Annotated in this window: 11 protein-coding genes; 5 read left to right on the forward strand and 6 right to left on the reverse strand. The window is 51.7% G+C overall.

The features are described 5' to 3' along the window. The first annotated feature begins 23 nt into the window (after positions 1-23). Positions 24-275 (forward strand): hypothetical protein, encoded by a 252-nt coding sequence (locus AC52PS_RS03625; protein WP_495561675.1) that lies wholly within the window; start codon positions 24-26, stop codon positions 273-275. Between the two features lie 272 nt (positions 276-547). Here AC52PS_RS03625 and AC52PS_RS03630 read toward each other — a convergent pair whose 3' ends face one another. After that, positions 548-1,057, reverse strand: coding sequence for a flavin reductase family protein (locus AC52PS_RS03630; RefSeq protein WP_495561676.1), 510 nt, complete (start codon positions 1,055-1,057; stop codon positions 548-550). A gap of 5 nt (positions 1,058-1,062) precedes the next feature. Further along, a complete protein-coding gene (locus AC52PS_RS03635) occupies positions 1,063-4,191 on the reverse strand; it encodes a tetratricopeptide repeat-containing diguanylate cyclase (RefSeq protein WP_495561677.1) in 3,129 nt (1,042 codons plus the stop codon). 141 nt (positions 4,192-4,332) lie between these two features. Between AC52PS_RS03635 and AC52PS_RS03640 the strand changes: the two genes are divergently transcribed. Both AC52PS_RS03640 and AC52PS_RS03645 read left to right on the forward strand, forming a co-directional pair. After that, a complete protein-coding gene (locus tag AC52PS_RS03640; protein ID WP_495561678.1) occupies positions 4,333-4,665 on the forward strand; it encodes a rhodanese-like domain-containing protein in 333 nt (110 codons plus the stop codon). A gap of 44 nt (positions 4,666-4,709) precedes the next feature. After that, positions 4,710-7,580 carry a UPF0182 family membrane protein gene (locus tag AC52PS_RS03645; RefSeq protein ID WP_495561679.1) on the forward strand — a complete coding sequence of 957 codons (2,871 nt, stop codon included), beginning with the start codon at positions 4,710-4,712 and terminating at the stop codon, positions 7,578-7,580. A gap of 182 nt (positions 7,581-7,762) precedes the next feature. On the opposite strand, the gene phnE is transcribed toward AC52PS_RS03645, so the two are convergent. The 4 genes from phnE to AC52PS_RS03665 form a co-directional block, all read right to left on the reverse strand. Continuing rightward, positions 7,763-9,286 (reverse strand): phosphonate ABC transporter, permease protein PhnE, encoded by a 1,524-nt coding sequence (phnE, locus tag AC52PS_RS03650; protein WP_495561680.1) that lies wholly within the window; start codon positions 9,284-9,286, stop codon positions 7,763-7,765. After that, positions 9,283-10,077 (reverse strand): phosphonate ABC transporter ATP-binding protein, encoded by a 795-nt coding sequence (gene phnC, locus AC52PS_RS03655; protein ID WP_495561681.1) that lies wholly within the window; start codon positions 10,075-10,077, stop codon positions 9,283-9,285. The genes phnE and phnC overlap by 4 nt, the downstream gene beginning before the upstream one ends. Positions 10,078-10,222: 145 nt before the next feature. Beyond that, positions 10,223-11,125, reverse strand: coding sequence for a phosphate/phosphite/phosphonate ABC transporter substrate-binding protein (locus AC52PS_RS03660; protein WP_495561682.1), 903 nt, complete (start codon positions 11,123-11,125; stop codon positions 10,223-10,225). 231 nt (positions 11,126-11,356) lie between these two features. Then, positions 11,357-13,066 (reverse strand): endo-1,4-beta-xylanase, encoded by a 1,710-nt coding sequence (locus AC52PS_RS03665; RefSeq protein ID WP_495561683.1) that lies wholly within the window; start codon positions 13,064-13,066, stop codon positions 11,357-11,359. A gap of 356 nt (positions 13,067-13,422) precedes the next feature. On the opposite strand from AC52PS_RS03665, the gene AC52PS_RS03670 reads away from it, so the two are divergent. Continuing rightward, positions 13,423-13,884: a hypothetical protein gene (locus AC52PS_RS03670; RefSeq protein ID WP_495561684.1), complete on the forward strand. Its 462-nt coding sequence runs from the start codon at positions 13,423-13,425 to the stop codon at positions 13,882-13,884. Further along, the coding region (locus AC52PS_RS03675) for an HYR domain-containing protein (protein WP_495561685.1) at positions 13,881-18,686 on the forward strand (4,806 nt) is incomplete at its 3' end. The genes AC52PS_RS03670 and AC52PS_RS03675, both read left to right, overlap by 4 nt.

An 18,686-nucleotide genomic window follows, 5' to 3' on the forward strand; every position in this document is an offset into this window, starting at 1 on the left:
GCGAAAATAGAACAGGAGGAACTTTGATCCATTTATATAGACGTCTTGTCGACCCTCAGGCCGATCAAATTGAGGCGGAGCTGAAGCGGCTTTCTCTTGCATACACCCGAGAATTAAAGAATAAGGTGGATGTGTTCATTGAAGAAGACGGAAAGAAATATAAAACCATGAATGAGATGTACGATTTCGTGAAAGAAATGGAATCATACAAATCTGAATGGGAGAAGTTCCAGTCGGATTCCTGCTACATAGAAGACGACGGTTCGGTCTGCTGACGGCGGAGCAGATGTGTTGACCGGGAAGCGGGCTTACTGCCTTTTCGTTCCCACTGCCTGTACAATTCTTCCTATACAAATCCGCTGAGCCCGAGCAGCAGGCCGAGCTGAGCTTGAACCGATCTGACTCTCCCCGGGTGAGATCCACGAGGGTGAGAAGCGCGGTGGCTGAGGTACTCTGGGGCGTCTTTTACTTCATCGGGCATGCTTCGCAGAGCCCTTATGCACTCACATACCTCACGTGTTTTTCAGGTTTTGGGGCTCTTTTTCAACTATGTATCTCCCTGAACCCCAACGATTTCTCCAAAATACATGGCATGGAACTCTTCGTCTTTGTAATGCTGCATCAGAGAAGGATCTCTGAAGCCCGCTTCATGGATTTCGTTGCGGTAGGTAATCCGGCATTCTATGCTGAGTATCGCCTCCGCATAGGAAGGCGAATCCACGTTTCCTGCGGCAATCGGGTGAAGGGTGCTTTCTCCAATTTTGTCCCGATCCCTGCCTGATACCGAGCCCAGAAGGTCCAGATCCATTCGGTATCCTTTCGGAAAGGAGCAGAGGGTGAACGAATCGCTTCGCTCCAACAGCTCATGGGTGTAGCGGGAACGCCGTACTGCTGCCACCGCATAGGGACGGTTCCACATGGCACCGATAAACCCCCAGCCAACTGTCATGGCATTGAATTCTCCCGCATAAAAATTACCGCTGCTCAGCAGCATCCAGTCCTGCAACAGCGATTTTGAAACCGCAAGCTGCAGCTTCATTGGATCGATATCGTGCATCTCAGCTATCCTTTTCCCACAGCGCTACTCCGGTATGAGGAGTAGTTTTCCTTCCCCCGGTTCTTCACCCTGTACAGCTGACTGTCAGCCGCAGCCAGTATTGAAGACGGGGTCAATTCAGTTGCCGGCATCTCCCGGGCTTCAACAATCCCCATGGATACCGAAAGACGATTTTCAGCCTTCAGCTGTCTGCTCTGTTCGGGGGAAAGAAGCGTCTGAGAGTTCAACGCCGAAAGAAGTTTTTGTCCCACTGCTTCACCTCCACGCCTTTCGGTGTCCGGAAGGATGAGCAGAAATTCATCTCCTCCGTAGCGGAACAGTTCATCGCTTTCCCGTACGATATTCTTCATGTGTTTAACGGCAGATATAAGCACTCGATCGCCGCAGTCGTGGCCAAACAGATCATTGGTATATTTGAAATTATCGAAGTCCAGGAAGATGAGGGTGAAAACCGGGCGATCAGGATTCCTCCGCTGGAGGGCAATATACTGGGTCAATGCGTTATTCAAAGCCTGCCGATTCCCCACCGAGGTGAGAGGATCGCTGAGCGAACGCTTCTTCAGGAATTGGTTGGAGTAGCGCAACTCCTCGTTTTGCCGGGTAATCACATCAACCTGATGAATCCGGTCCAGGGCCAGAGCCAGCTGACTGGCAATAATGGAAAACAGCCGGATGCGCTCCTTTCCGATTCGGGTGGCGGAATCATAATTCACCACGATACTACCATGTACTTCAAGCCGCCCTTCAACCGGAAAACGTTTCATGGTCTCGGGAAGGCGGGGGGCACAAGGATCCGGCTGTTCAGTTCTTTCCGTACTTCCTATGGAACGATAATAATAGACGATCTGATCGCCGCTTTCCGGATTGTCGCGTATGTACCACACATCATCGGCATTCAGATGCATAAACGCCTGGTCCACCAACTCATGGATCAAGGTATTTTCCCGGGATGCATCCGCCAGGATACCCTGCAGATCAGAGATGAGCTGAAGCTCATCCATTCGAGAGTAGAGCTTGCTGAGCTGCTGCTCTTTTTCCGCGGTTTGGATTATCCAATGCAAGTCGGGGTGGCGAGACCATATTCTCCGGTCTTCATCAATGGCAGGGGGTTCTGACCCGGCACGGGGTTCTGACCCGGCTCGAGATTCTGACTCGGCTCGAGATTCTGAAACCAAATCTCTGTAGTATGTGTTGTCATGATCCTCAATGGCCTGATAAAACTGCCGCTGAGCCTGTTCCATCTCCGGATACATTTCATGACGCCGGCAGAATTCCTTGAGCTCGTTGTAAAAAAACGGTTCAAAGTAGCGAATGTTGTCGTTGGTTTTCGGAAGATACGAGCGGGCATCCATAAATGAATTATACGCCTCTTCCCTTCTCTCCATAGCCTCATGAAGAAATGCGTCGAACATGTGCTGCATGAAAAATTCTTCATTTTTATTGGGAATGGGTTTGAGCTGCTGTTCATCAATCTCAATACCAAGCTGCCACGCCTTCGCCCATTTCCCGGATTTAATGCATGCGATTCCGTACACCACCAATATGCCCAGCTGGGAATGATAGGCCAAATTGCGCCTGTCCAAAAGTGTGAGAAGCTGGAGACATTTATCGAACAATTGGGCTGCAATATCAAATTTACGGGCCAGAAGTGCATTTACCCCCATATTAAAGAGAGTCATACCCACTTCATGCAAATCTTCTCCTGACTCAAGGAGCTCCAATGCCTGGAGGTAATATTTCTGCGCCTGGTTATAATTTCCGGTAAGGTAATTGAAAAAACCCAAACCGTTACTTGCATAGGCAATTTCCAGAGGGTTCCCAAGCTTCCGGGTGATCTCCAGAGATTCCTGATAAAATGGCAGAACCTTTTGATAATTCCCCAGAACCGCATGGGACATCCCTGCGGTCTGATACGCCACCGCAAGCAGATGATCGTTGGTCAACTCCCGGCATACCTCCATGCCTCTGCTGTGATACTCCGCTATTTCAGGGTCGAAATCGGAATAGAGACCAAAAGGATTAATACTGATATAGACGAAGGTATTCCAGTAACCCAAATCACGGGCCCGTTGCAGAAGATCTAAATAATTGGTTTTGAATTCCTCCGGGTTTTTCCAGCGACGCTTGTCTTCAATCCGGTAGCGGATAAAATCTCCATGAAATACCAACGCCGGATCGTTCACCCGACGGGCAAACTGCAGTGCCAGCTGCACCGCATAATCGCTGTGGTCCAGTGACTCCCGTTCCAGATACGTCCGTGCAATTTCATACTGAGCCAGGGCAATGTTTCGCTCATTATCCTGCTCCCGGGCTATGGCCAGAGAAGACTGAAATTTACTGAGGGCTTCATCGTACTGGGGGGAAGCAAAAAGCATTCGCCCGGCATACAGTCTGGCCTCAAACTCTCCAAGGGACGCTTCATCATCACTGAGAATTGCAGCCGCAGCATCGTAATCCATAAGTGTGACTGCGGTTTCAAGCAAACCTGTACTGCCCCCGTGTATCATTGCAGGCTCCGGTGTCTCCTCCGGAGCGGGTTCGAGAATCAGTGACTGTCCCAGATGTACGATGGCGCCCTGCCCGGCAGGCATGGAAGAGATCATTGAGGAGAAACGATCCATGCGTTCGGGGGAAATACCTGGATTTAAACTTAAAATGAAGAATATCGGCGTATCGGCACGGGCAGCTGCTTCAATAATATCAATGGAACTCGCTCCGAGAAAATGAGCGTTGGAAATATACACGCAATCCTGGGGCGAAACCGTCTGCCGGAGACCATCCTGGATGGTCGCTGCAAAGCGGCTGCTCTCATACCCGTACTCCCCGGGAAGAACATCCTGTCTCCGGCTAGCCCTCCCGGTTTCGTACAGGCTTTGCCAGATTTCCCCATGCGGAGGATAGATATTCAATTGTTCAAGACTCGCCGGAAGGGTGCGGAGAAAAGGAAACCAGGGCTCCCGGGGAGCCTGGGATAAGTGAAACAGGTGTACATCGGCTTCCCAGTCGGCGGGAAGTATTTCCCGAATGGGAAAAAGGGAGCGGATCTCCAGACTATTGGAGTACAGGAGGAGGATTCTAAAACCCCCGGACTGCTGCCCAAGATTTTGTATCAAGCGCTCGAGTTTCTGCTGCATATGATATCATTCTACAATACAATTGACATGAAATACAGCCGTTTGATCCGGCGCCGGCTCCTCCTTTTTCCCCAGGCCTCAAATTTGAATCTCGCTGTCTCTGGTATTAGGTTATAAATAGATAGTCCGAAAGGAGGATCCATGTACGGTACAATTGATGCAGCAACATTAAAACAGAAACTTGATTCCAATGAAAAACTCCACCTGGTTGAGGTGTTAGCAGAAAAAGAGTTCAAACGTCTTCATATTCCCGGGGCCGAGCATATCCAGTTCGGCCAGATTGCCGGGGAAGCCAAGAAACGCTTTCAGAAGGAAGACGAGATTATCGTGTACTGCGCCGATCCCGAGTGCAGCGCCAGCCCCACTGCGGCAAAAAAACTGAGTGATATCGGATTTACCAATGTGTTTGACTTTGTGGGCGGCAAGAAGGAATGGCAGGAAGCCGGTTTCCCCATGGAAGGGGAAGAAGCCTAAAAGGGGCCATACGGAAGCGAAGTACGGCAAACGGGAGATAATATATGTATGTATTGCTATTCGCCCTCACGGCCGCGGTCGGAGGGCTTTGTATTGTACAGGCGGTGAGAAAGAAAAAAACCGGTCCGGCAGTGGCCGGAGCAATCGTTTTATTGGCCCTGGTCCTGTTCACCTGGTTCATGGATTTCTGGGGAGAGAAACTGTGGTTTGATTCTCTGGGATACACAGACCGGTTCTGGACAGAGTTTGCCGCACGGGTGATCACCGGAGCGAGCTTCTTCCTCATCGGCGGGTTCACAAGCCTGATGTTTTCATTTTCAGTGAGAGGTATGCGAAGATCCTACCGCCTTCTGTTCGCCGGATCGTCAGCCCTTATTTCCGGATTCATCGGTGCCGGACAGTGGGAGAATGCCCTCCGATTCATCAAAGGAGGCTCAGGCGGAATCGTCGATCCAATTCTTGGAATTGATGCGGGATTTTACCTGTTCACCCTTCCTTTCTTGCGGGGTATCTACGCCCTGCTGATAACCCTGGCAGTGCTCTTTGTCCTGCTGGGCGGCATGTCCGCCAATCCTCGAGGTCTCTCAATTCTCCAAAAGAAGCTCTCCGATCCTGAAGAGGAGAACCGGGAAGCCGAAGGTTCCTTCGGGGCAATAATTACGGCTTCGGTCTTTCTGCTGCTGGTGCTCTCATCAGACCTAATTCTTAAACGCTTTGAACTTCTTTTCGACACCCAGGGTGTGGTTAGCGGACCGGGCTGGACAAGCGTGAATATCCGTATGCCCATGCTCCTTGTCGCCGCAGGGCTGGGAGTGCTGGCTGCCGTCCTCCTGTCCATTCCGGGACTCCGCAGGCAATTGGGCATAAAGGGTGGGGCAATTCTCTCCCGTTTCAGCTCCAAAAAGCTCCCCGGGGCATTCTGGGCCCCGGCTTCGGTATTCGCCGCCCTCTTTGCCGTATGGGGAATAATTCTGGGACTGGTTCCGTGGCTGCTCCAGTCTTTGCTGGTTGCACCCAATGAAATTACCTACGAACAACCCTACATAGAGCACAATATCGCCTTCACACGAACGGCATTCAATCTGGATACGGTACAGGAGCAGGAGTTCTCCGTTGACGGGGATTTCACCCCCCAGGCAGTTGAGGCCAACCGGGGAATTATCGACAATACCCGCTTATGGGACTGGAGGGCATTGAGCTCGGTGTATGAGCAGTTTCAGGAAATACGCCTGTATTATGAGTTCGGTGATATTGACGTTGACCGCTACACCATTAACGGGCAGAACCGTACCGTTATGGTGGCTGCCAGGGAAATGGTAACCGACAATCTGCCGGAGCAAAGCCGCAACTTTGTGAATTGCCGGTTCAAGTACACCCACGGCTACGGCATCGCCATGAACACGGTAAACGAGTTCACCTCCTCAGGCCTGCCCCATCTGCTCATCAGGGACATACCACCTGTGAGCGAGAATGAAGCTCTGAAGGTGGACAGACCGGAGATTTACTACGGGGAAAAAAGCGACTCCTATGTAATTGTAAACAGCAGTGAAGAAGAATTTGATTATCCCGAAGGGGATTCTAACCGCTATGTCAGCTATGAGGGAGACGGCGGCGTGGAAATCTCCGGTCTCTTCCGCAAGTTCATGTACGGATACAAATTCGGAGGAACCAAATTGCTGTTCTCCAGCTATCCGGATGCGGAAAGCCGGATCATGTTTCACCGTAACATCCGCAGCAGGGTTCAGCAGGTGGCACCCTTTCTGGAATTCGACCGGGATCCTTACATTGTACTGGTGGCCGGAAAACTGAAATGGATACTGGATGCCTACACCACCTCCGCCTCCTACCCATACAGCGAACACTTCAATTCCAGAGTGTTTGAATCCAGCTTCACCGAATCGGGATCCGACACCCTGGCCGGCAGAGGAAGCCGGGGTGTGAATTATGTACGCAACTCGGTGAAGGCGGTAATTGACCCCTACAGCGGAGAAGTGGATATGTACATATTCGATGAATCCGACCCGGTGATTAACGTCTGGCAGAGCATATATCCCGAGCTGTTTACCAGCCGGGACCAGATGCCCGAAGCCCTGGAGAAACACATCCGCTATCCCTCGGATTTTCTCCTCATGCAGGGGGAAGTGTACGCCAAATATCACATGACCGACCCCGAGGTATTTTACAATCAGGAAGACCTGTGGGTACGAGCCACGGAAAAATATTACAGCGATGTGATGCCCGTTGAACCCTACTATATTATGTGGGAACGCCCGGGATCGGACAGGCCTGAGTTTATTAACATGCTCCCCTACACCCCCAAAAACAAACAGGTACTCATCGGCTGGATAGCGGGGGTGAGCGATCCGGAAAACTACGGCGAGTTTATTGCCTATAAATTTCCCAAGGAACAGCGGGTGTTGGGCCCCCAGCAGGTGGAGACAAAGATCGACCAGGACAGCTTCCTGTCCGGGCAGCTTTCCCTCTGGGATCAGCGGGGCTCCAATGTAATCAGGGGTAATGTGCTGGTGCTGCCGGTTGACGGTACTCTGCTCTATGTGGAGCCCATCTATCTTCAGTCGGAAACGGCAGCGTATCCGGAACTGCGTATGGTGGTGCTCATGCACAAGGACCGTCTCTCTTATGCGGAAACGCTGGAAGAAGCCTTGCAGGGACTGTTCGACGATACAACCGCTGCCCCATCGCTTGCGGGAACAGGTACCGGTGGGAATGGCGCCGGAGAAGCTTCCCAAACCACCGGTAATGCGGCAGGACAACAGAGCTCTGAATTGATCCGTCAGGCCCAACAGGCATTCGACCGCTACACCACTGCCACCGGGGAAGGCAGGTTCGATGATGCCGCCCAAGCCCTCTCACAGCTCAAGAGCATACTCACTGAGCTGGGGAACCGGGAGTGATATGGGCTGATGTATTCGGGGTCGGATTCATGAAGGTTCAGATACAAGATCTCGTTTAAACAAACTACTCCAGGTGAAGTTCGCATAACGGGGAGGCGGGTATCCAAACGCATGACCAGAATTAAAAAAGCCCGGAACCTCTCAGAGAACAGAACCGGGCCGGGCTGAATAAAAGTACAAAATTACATGAATCTTGCCCGAATTTCAGCGGACACGTAATCCAGTATGGCCACGGTAATGGCAATAAACCATACGGCAATTCCCGCCAGCTCGTACTCCAGAAGTCGGGTGTATTGCACCAGGAGGAAGCCGATACCTCCGCCGCCCACCAGACCGATAATGGTGGACATGCGCACGTTAATATCCCAGCGGTAGATGGAGAAGGATACAAAGGGGCTAATCATCTGAGGGATTACCGCAAATACTATGGTTTGAAGACGGGTGGCGCCGGTGGCCTGAATCGCCTCAATGGGTCCGTGATCGATCCCCTCTATGGCTTCGGAATAGAGTTTGCCCAGGGCTGCTATGGAGTGAATGGTAAGGGCAATAATACCTGCAAAGGGACCAAGCCCCACCCAGACTACTGCAATAATGGCCCAGATAAGGGGTTCTATGGAACGGATAATATTCAGAAGAATTCTGGTCACATAATAGATGGTCATGGTGAGCTTTGAACCCTGCATGATATTTCGGGCAGCCAGAAAACTGATGGGAATAGAAAAAATGATCCCGAATACCGTAGCCATCATCCCCATGAAGATGGTCTCAAGCATTCGGCTGAGAATCATTCCCAGATCCCGGGAGAACTTCGGCGCGCCGACCTGAAACACCTGCCGGGCATCGATGCGGTGATACTCGGCACCATCTGCGCCGATAATGGTGTTGGCAAAGGGCAGGTTCATGGTGATTTCGAAGTTCCCCCGATCGTCGGTCACCGCCCCCACATAGCTTCCTTCGGAGCGGGGGCGGAACTCTTCGCCGGTATCGTCAATCCACCAGATCTCGGTAAAGGTGTCCGGGGTGAATCCCGAACCGCGTATGGTGACCCTGGATCCTGGCAGCTGATTATAATTCTCATCCACCGTGCCCAGACTTCCTCGGCGGGGTTCTATGCTGATATCCGGCTCTCCAGAGGCTCCAGTGGAGTCTTCCGGCAGTTCCCCCTCTTCACTTACCAGAATTCGGGCGGAAGCCTGGATCAACTCCTCATCGTACTCCACCGCAGCTTCCCAGGGCCACAAAATTTTGGACATCTTTTGTGAAGCCTCAGGAAAGTTGGTTACCAAACGGACCATATCAATTTCAGACAATTGATGTCCCAGGGTGAAAAACCCAAGAAGCACCAGCCAGAAACCGGTATTTTTCTGCTTTTTCCGGTATTTCGCCAGGCGGTAGGCATCAAGAATAATCCAAAGATAGAGCAAAGCCAGGGAAAACAGAATGAGTGCGCTGAAGCCTGGATAATGCTGAAACGACTTGCCCAGAATTCTCCCCGCCCCTTCCACGTTGTAATCGCTGGCGATCGACGCAAGCCGGGTGAGAAAAATCCCGAACATGCTGGCAAGCGAGGCGAACATGAGAAGTCCCCGCTGAATCTGGCGGCTGAGAATCTGACCCAAGCCCGGAAGGATCAGGGAGGTCAAAGCGGTGAGCAGGGGCGGAAGGGGACTTCCAATAACCGTGGTATCGAGCTTGGCTGATCTCATGCTTCACCCCCGTCTGCTGAAAGGCCGGCAGCGCCGACCCGTACAGCTTCTTCGCCATATATTTCTTTGAACTCTTCATCGGTAATTTTTCGGATATCTTCTCCGGTCCCGTTATACACCACCTTGCCGTCCTTCAAACCGATTACCCGGGTGGCATAGCGCTGTACCAGGTCCAGGTAGTGGAGCGAACAAAGAACGGTCATGTTTTCTTCTTTATTCAGTTTCTCCAGATAACCCATAATGGAATGGGCAAGAACCGGATCCAGACTGGCAACCGGTTCGTCTGCAAGGATGAGATCCGGCTCCTGCATCAGCGCCCGGGCGATACCTACCCGCTGCTGCTGACCGCCGGACAGTTCATCTGCCCGTTTGTTCGTCTGAGCTTCCAGCCCCACCCGGGCCAGTGCATTTGTCGCCTTGGCCTTGTCCGATTGGGGAAAACGGTGAAGCAGAGACCTCCAGGGGTTCACATAGCCTAAACGCCCCGAGAGCACATTGGTGAGCACAGATGAGCGCTTTACCAGATTAAAATGCTGGAAGATCATCCCCATTCTCCGGCGAAAGTTACGGAGACTCCCGCCTTCCGCTGCGGCAACATCCTCCCCGTCCAGGAGAATGGCCCCTTCGGTGGGATCCACCAGGCGGTTAATACATCGCAGCAGGGTGGATTTGCCCGAGCCGGACAATCCGATAATTACCAGAAATTCACCCTGTTCCAGATGAAAACTCACATCTTTCAGGGCCTGGGTTCCGTCGTCGTATGTTTTAGATAAATGTTGAATTTCAAGCACTACCGGCCTCCGGGTTCAGCATGTTTATTAGATTGATATTCACTGCAGTCTCGTTACCCCGTGTTGGAAGTAAACGAAACGGCCCGGGCATTCCGCCCGGACCGCATCTGTGAATCAGCTAATCGGTTAATCAGCTGGATTGTGTTTACTGGATATCATCAACATCCATTCCCGCCCGCTGAAGGGTCTGACGGAAAGGATCGTAGAAACTGTCATCTTTGCGGATCAGCTCGTTCCAGGAATAGGCGGTACTCAGAGCTTCCTGACCTTCCTCGGTTGCGGCGATGGCGAGAAGCGCGTCCACAATCTGTTCCCGGATCTCTTCGGGCACGGAAGGGGAAAACTGTACCCCGTCGTTGGGGATGGGTGCGGAGGTGGCAATCACCTTCACAACTTCCCGGACATCTTCCAGGTCGTCTTCAACATTGCCCCGTGCATCGTCAAAGGTTGCTCCTGCCTCAACGTCTCCGTTGTAAACGGCGGTTACCACATTGTTATGACTTCCGGTGTCCACAACTTCCTCAAGGTCGGTCTGATAATCGATCCCCTCAGCCTGCATAGTGAGCATGGGAACGATCCAGCCGGATGTGGACAGGGGATCGGGGCGGCCGAAGGTTTTGCCTTTCAGGTCGGCTACGCTGTTAATATCAGAATCGGCACGGGCAATAATCTGTCCCGCATAGGTGGGGGAACCGTAGCGGACGGCAACAAGGGCTGCTTCCGCCACACCCATATCCGCGGCTTTAATATAGGAAAAGGTAGCCAGGGATGCCATGTGGGCGCTGGGGGGATTGGCGGCTAATGCCTCAATAACCCCCGCATATTCGGTAGCCACATTGGTATCGAAAAACAATCCCGTTTCTTCGTTTAACAGGGCCGCAATCTCATCGGCACCTGATGCAACCTGCTCCATCTCACCAGAGGGCACAAAGGACCATACAATGGGGTTTTCTTCACTTCCCAGTTCGGCTTCCCCTCCGGCACATCCGGCGAACATCAAAACTGCAGCGGTCAACAGCGCAAACGCTGCCATTCCTGCTTTTTTCATAACTTCCTCCTTAATAATCCAGGACGTACCTGCCTCACAGCGTGGGCCGCCCATGAAAATCCTCTCAAAATTAGAATAAAAACGGGTTAAAAATTAGCTAATAATTCGTGTGAATTCTGTTAGGACAGGAGAAGTGTACACCGGCTTTGTGGAGGCATCAAGCAGAGGTTGGGCATCATTTTGCCCAACCATCATAATAGAGAAAACTTTTTCCAGGATTGCAACTGCAACTTATTCCAGGATGAGCTGCCCCCATCCGCTGGTATTCCGCCAGGACTCGTTGGTGGCATCATTCCACTTGGAAATACCTGAACGCAAACCATCACCAAAATCATCATTGACCTGAAAATCGATTCCGATGGTTACCCCGGCCTCCGGCTGAACAAAGCGAAGTTCCACGGCCATCTCAACCCGGTATCCTCCGTCGATCACTAGGGCTGCAGACTCAAGATATTCCCGGCTGGTCTGACCTCCGGTGGATTGGAGATTGGCAAAACTCACCCGGTATTGGGCATCATCCTCTTCGTAGGAGGATGTTTTGGCATTATTTTCATCAATAAACACCTCAAAGGAATCATGCTCATAATTATTTGAAGATGCCGCACTGACAAGATCATCCGTCACCTCGGCCAGCACATATATTTTCTGAGCATCCCAGAGCACACGGACTTCAGCCACCGCACCCTCATCGGGCATTACCTGGGTTGTTGTCCCCACCACCTGGGCGTCGGCCCAGAGATCATCCACTTCACCGTCAATAATCGGAGTGCCCCGGGAAGCGGTATAGGTCTGCAGACGCTTGTTGGATTCAATGCCCGGATCCTCGGGAAGATCATACTGGGCTATGCCCATGTATGCGAACTTGCTGCGAAGATCCGCAGAGAACGGCAGGGGCCAGTCGGGTCGGTTGTAGGGTTCACCGGTGAGCCAGGTGTGTCCGTCGTGGAAGCCCCAAAATGTTACGCTGGTAAGACGGTCGCTGTGGGAGCGGTACACATCCATAATCTGCTGATACCGGTGTCCCTGATGAAGCTTATAATTCACCGGAGCTTCATCCAAAGTCTCGAACTCGTGGGTGTAGAGGCTCATATCCAGCTCTGTAATATGGAGCTCAAGACCCAGTTCCCCAAAACGACCGATGGTACGATCCAGAACCTCCACCTGCGGATGAGCGAGGGTCAGATGGTTTTGCATGCCGAATCCGTCGATTGGTACGCCCCGCTCGATCATTCCTTTAAGAAGGTCATACAGGGCATCCTGCTTGACCGGTTCATAGGTCTGATAATCGTTGTAAAAGAGTTTCGCGTTCGGGTTGATTTGGTGGGCGATAATAAAGGCCTGGTCCACATAATCAGGCCCGATCGCCTCATACCAGGGTGTCCGACGCATATTATCGCTTTCGCTGATATCTATGGCTTCATTGACCACATCCCAGGCATAGACCACATCCCCATAGCGATCCATCATTACGCGGATATGATCTTCCAGTATGGCAAGCACTTCCTCCCGGCTTTTCATGGTTCCGTCGGGGTGGTAAAACATCCATTCGTTGATGGTCGCAGGATGATGCCACACAAAGGTGTGCCCCCGCAGCTTTTTTCCGTATGCCCGGGCGTAATCTGCAATTGCATCGGCGCCTTCAAACGTCCATTCATTCTCTGCCGGATGGACGCTTGAGAACTTCATGGCATTCTCCGCAGTAAGACTGTTGAAATGGTAGCGCAGCAGTGCGCCTTCAGCAGCATCGAGCTGGTCCGGTTCAACGGCTGCTCCCACAAGAAAATCTTTCTCATACACCTCGTAGATCGCCGGCAGGCGTATCTGAAGCTCATCGGAGTATTCTTCAAGATACCTAAGATCCCGTGTTGCACAGGAAGTGGCTGCTACACTCGCAATTATCAAAAGCACAATACACACACATAAATTGGGCAATGGTTTCATGGAAACCTCCAGGTAATTAGTTGAACTATTCTACCATCCCTTGATGAAGCAGGCGAAATTTTCCTTCATAAAGCTGAGGAAAGATTGGCTTAGTGTGGTGGGAGAGTTGATGAAAGGATATATAGAATTTAGATCGATGATTTAGATGATTTAAACGGCGGGCATTTTGCTCAAGATTCGTCGTCTCTGTACGCTAGAACTTGCTTTAAAATACACAACATCGTATGATCATGGACATACTCATAATATGACAGAACGATATAATAGCTAAAAACTTCCAAAATTAAAAACACATTTATTTACCCATTCTGCTACGGCAGATGTATATACACAAATGTTTTTTTAAGGAGGAAGTTGTGCGTCATCCACTTCTAACAGCAGTAATTATAACAATGCTACTAAGCAGCTCAGTGCTTTTAGCCCAGGATTCCCCTCCGGGACAGCAGAATGCAGATTGGCAAATGTTTTTTCAAATTGTCCAAAGGGATAGCTTTAGCTCCCAACTGCCCGATGATACCCAACAGACAATTTCAGGATTGGCGGAACTCACCCTCATACGTGTTGCAGACACATCCGCCAGGGATATTACCATCTCGCTCCTCCCCGGAGAAGGTGTAATGATGGGCGTAAACGGTCATCTACAGGCAGGTGCTCTCTCCGGGGGAGAAGCTACTGTTTTGAGAGCCGAACTATTTCTCGCTGCAGATAGAACCGAATTTCCTGTACTCATCCGTTGGAAGAATGAAACCGGAGAGGTTCTCTCAGCCAGCGTCAGCGCAATGAATATTGATCTCGCAGTTGAAAGGGGCAGAGAATGAGTATGCTCAAACGAATTATCACCCTCGTATTTTTCAGCCTGATAGTAAGCGCAGGCTTCCTTTCCGCCCAGGGGGTTGAACTCAATCCCGCATATATAACCGGCTCAGTTGATCTTTCTAACGCCGACTGGTCGGACACGGTTCGAAGCGCCACAATTTATGCCAACGCCGAAGGCGGATTTACCGCAAGCACATCTGTGGCAGAAGACGGCAGCTATTCACTCACCGTCAATGCTCCTGCAGACGGAAGCAGCAGAGAGTATGAAATATATGCCCGCATGTATTTGCGCACGGGAAATGTTCAATTCGGTACCGATCCGGAAACCGTAGCTGTGATTAAGGAAGAAAGCTATACCCAGGATCTGAGTGCATCCCTGGCCAGCCTCACCTTAACCTATGAACCCCAGAATGGAAGAATGAGATCCGGCAATGTTCTCATTTACAGCGCCAGCGGTGAGCCGTACCTGTATTTTAATCATTCAAGCTCCAATCCCGGTGAGGATGACGGATATAGCGTAACCATGGATTTTCCGGCGAATATCACAACTAACTGGATATGGAATAATGCGTACCCTGAGGACAGTGAGACTTTTCAGGGAACCAGTCTGGATAAGACGAACTTCACAGTGAGCCCCGGGGAAGAAAAAGAACTCACCTTCTCTTTTACCTTTCCCGATGCCCCCCCTCCGCCGGAAACCGGAACGCTGAAAGGAACCATGGAGTTCCTTAACCCGCCTGCAGGCTGGAATTTTTACCGCAATTATTTTTACTCACCCTACACAACCTTGACCAGTAATCCTGCGAGCTTTGAAGTTGAATACAATACCGGACAGCATAGATTGTATGCAAACAGTCAGTTTAGAAAAGATGACGGTTCTTCTCTATCGTATAGCTGGCCATATTCACTGGTTTCAGATGACGATGGTATTGTGGAAATTGTCGCCGGAGAAACAACTGAATGGAATCCCACGGTGGAAACCACAGGATCTGTGAGCGGAACATATCAGTTCACCGGTGTTGCAAGCCTTGCGGATCTGCAACCAAGTTATCGTCAGGTTCGGGCCTCAGGTATATACGGCACTGATAGTTATGGAGGATACGCGTCCATGAGTGGACTCCCGGTGACCGGAGAGTTCACTCTCCCTCTGTTTGAAGGGAGCTGGTATGTGGGTAATTACATCTCGAGTATATACTTCACGAGAACCAGCGATGATCCCATGGAGTATATCTATACCTACCATTCAGGATTCACTAACCCGGATATTACAGAACCGATACAGATCAACGACGGAACCCATATTACCGGCTACGACATTGAAATCCCCACCGGATCGGTGAAGATCAAGTATGCGGTAACCGACGGAAGTCTGATCAGCAGTCCTAATGCAAGTTTTCAATTCAGAAGGTACGATGAAAACGGAACATTGATCAGCAGCGGTTCGGGGTCGGCAAGCGGACCTTCGGATCAGCTTGAAGAATCTCAGCTGACCATCGTGGGTCCTCCGGGTGAGTATGAGATTTCTGCCCGTGCGTATGTGAACGGCTCGAATGTGACCTTCAACCCGAAAACGGTAATCGTTATTGAAGGGGTTGAACAGGTTCTGGAGATTGACGGACCTTCTCTGACTGTTACCTCACCACAGGCCGAACTCTATACCTACGATGAAAGCATCACCGTCAGCGGCATTGCCGATGACGATGTGCAAGTTGCATCCATCACTCTTAATGGAGAAGATCTGGCGTTCAGCTCAACCTCCAACCCGGATGCCCCCAGCCAGGTGACATTCAGTACGGATGTGCCCCTGGTAAACGGTCCCAATGAGTTTACCGTTGAAGTCACCGACACTTCCGGCAAAATTGCCAGAGATACCCGTTACGTGTACCGGGACAGCGGTCCTCCAAGCCTGAGCTTTACACCTCCCACATCTTCCACCGAGGAACTGTCAGTAACCGTGGAAGGGACTGCCAGCGACGACAATGTAATCAGCAAGGTGTACATCAACGGTCTTTCGGTGGATTTTGAGTCCACAAACAACCCGGATGATCCTTCCCAGGTGAGCTTCTCCAAAGTTCTCGATCTTAACGAGGGAGCCAATGCCATCACCGTAACCGTGGTAGATAACACCAAGCGAAGCACCAGTGAAACCCACGTAGTAACCCAGCAGGATGAAGATCTCATTCCGCCGGTGTTCACCAATGCGGTAAACGGCGAACTGCCGGATGTAACCCTTGAACAGACAAGCCCTCAAGGCACCGCCTATGTTCTTCCCGTACCCGCAGTGGAAGATGAAACTGATCCTGATGTGGCTGTAACAAACAACGCTCCAGACGTATTCCTTCCCGGTGAAAACCTGGTAACCTGGACTGCAGAAGACGACATGGGCAACACAGCCATGGCTACACAGACGGTAATTGTAGTGGACACAACTGCACCTGAGATTCAGGCTCCTGCAGATATCAGTCTTGAATACAGCGGAGTAGTTCTGGACATTTCCCTGCTTGGAACTGTCCAGGTGAGCGATGCCGCAGACCCGTCACCGGTGCTTACAAACGACGCGCCTCAGGTTCTGCCTTTGGGACAGACCACGGTAGCCTGGACGGCCACAGACCTTTCGGGCAACAGCTCCAGCGATACCCAGCTTGTAACCGTGGTAGATACCAGCGCACCGGTATTCCCGGTTCTCGACACCGTGGTACTTGAAGCAGAAGGTCCCGACGGCACGGCGGCTGTGCTTGAAACACCCGAAGCGGAAGATGCCGCAGATAGTGACCTCCTCATAACCAATGATGCTCCGGCCGTTTTCCCCCTGGGAGATACTCAGGTAACCTGGACCGCCGAAGACGACTCAGGCAATATTGCACAGGCGGTGCAGACGGTGAGCGTACAAGACGGCACTGCACCTGAGCTCACAGCCCCGAGCAACCGTACAATCGAATACAGCGGCAAAGCCTACGATCCTACAATTCTGGGAAGCCCAGCGGCCACTGATCTGGTGGATCCGGCTCCGGTGATTACGAACGATGCTCCGGCAATTCTGCCCATCGGCACGGTAAGCGTTACCTGGACAGCCACTGACAGCTACGGCAACAGCTCAAGCGCAGTACAGACTATTACCGTGGAAGACACAACTGCTCCGGTTATTTCCGGCATTGTGGATGTCGTTTTGGAGCAGGAAACATTTGAAGGAACGGCATATGTACTGGATCCTCCCCTTGTGACAGATGCGGCTGACGACTCCCCCAGCCTCACAAGCGATGCCCCGGCCATTTTCCCCGCGGGCGTGACTGAAGTGATCTGGACTGCCAAAGACGTGCACGGAAATATCTCCACCGCCGTACAGCTTGTCACCGTGCAGGATACAACAGCTCCGGCAATCGCCCCAGTGGAAAATATCACCCTGGAAGCAGTATCGCCTGACGGCATTCAGATCATTCTTGATACTCCTGGAGTAAGCGATGCAGCCGACCCCGCTCCTACAGTGGTAAACGATGCACCAGATACCTTCCCGCTGGGAGATACCGTGGTAACCTGGACGGCAACCGACAGCGCGGGAAACAGTGCACAGGCCACACAGACGGTTAGCGTTGAAGACAGCAGCGCTCCTGCGATCCAAGCGCCGGACACAGTCACATTGGAATACAGCGGACAATCCGTTGATCCTTCGGCACTGGGTACGCCTGTGGTAGAGGATGCCGTTGATCCCCAGCCGGAAACCGGCTACACGGAACCTGACAGCTATGTTCTCGGGGAAAATGAGATTACCTGGTTCGCCACCGATTTCTCAGGCAATACCGCCTACGCGGTTCAGACAGTTGTTCTTGTTGATACGACTGCGCCGGAAATTGTTCAGCCATCGGATATCACCCTTGAGCAGACATCATTTGAAGGTACAGCATACAGCCTCAATACTCCTGCAGTGACAGACATAGCGGATCCTGCCCCGGCAATTGTATCGGATGCTCCTGCCGTCTTCCCCCAAGGGGAGACCGTGGTAACCTGGACGGCCACAGATGCCAGCGGAAACAGCAGCAGCATGACCCAGACAGTCACCGTGGAAGATACAACCGCACCGGTCATTCTGGAACTGAACAATATTACCCTTCAGGCCCAAAGCAGTGAGGGCACCGCCCATGAACTGATTGTACCTGAAGTGAAGGATACGGCGGATCCTGCGCCGAGTATTACCAACGATGCGCCCGAGCTCTTCCCGCTGGGAGAAACCGTGGTTACCTGGACGGCAACAGACAGTTCAGGCAACTCAAGCAGCGTCGTTCAAATCGTTCGGGTGGTAGATACCATTGCACCTGAGCTTGATGTTGATCTGTATCATTTCCGGATTATCCGAAACTGGTTAATGCAGCCGGTCTACATCGAATTCTCAGCAGAAGACAACATTGACGGTAATCTGGACGATGAGGTCAGACTAATATCGGTAAGCAGCGATGAAGAAGTTGACAGTGTCACATCCCGCCGCCAGAGTTACGGCAATGGCATCGGGTTGTCAGACAAGCTCGATATCATCATCATTTGCGACAACCTGGTGCTTGTGCGAGGGGAATACGACCTGGACGGAGACGGCCGGGTATACACATTCAATTTCGAGGTTGAGGACAGCTCAGGGAATGTTACCCGCGTATCTAAAACCGTGGATGTACGCAAGCGCTGGTGGCAGCCCGCCGTGGATAGCGGAGAAGCGTACAGCGTTACTCCCGATGACGAATGGTGGGAAGGCCTGAGTTACCGTGATTGGTACAAACAGTGGCGGGAAATTATTCGCTACAAGTTCAGTGAGTGGAACGAT

This window comes from Salinispira sp., from assembly GCF_059431795.1.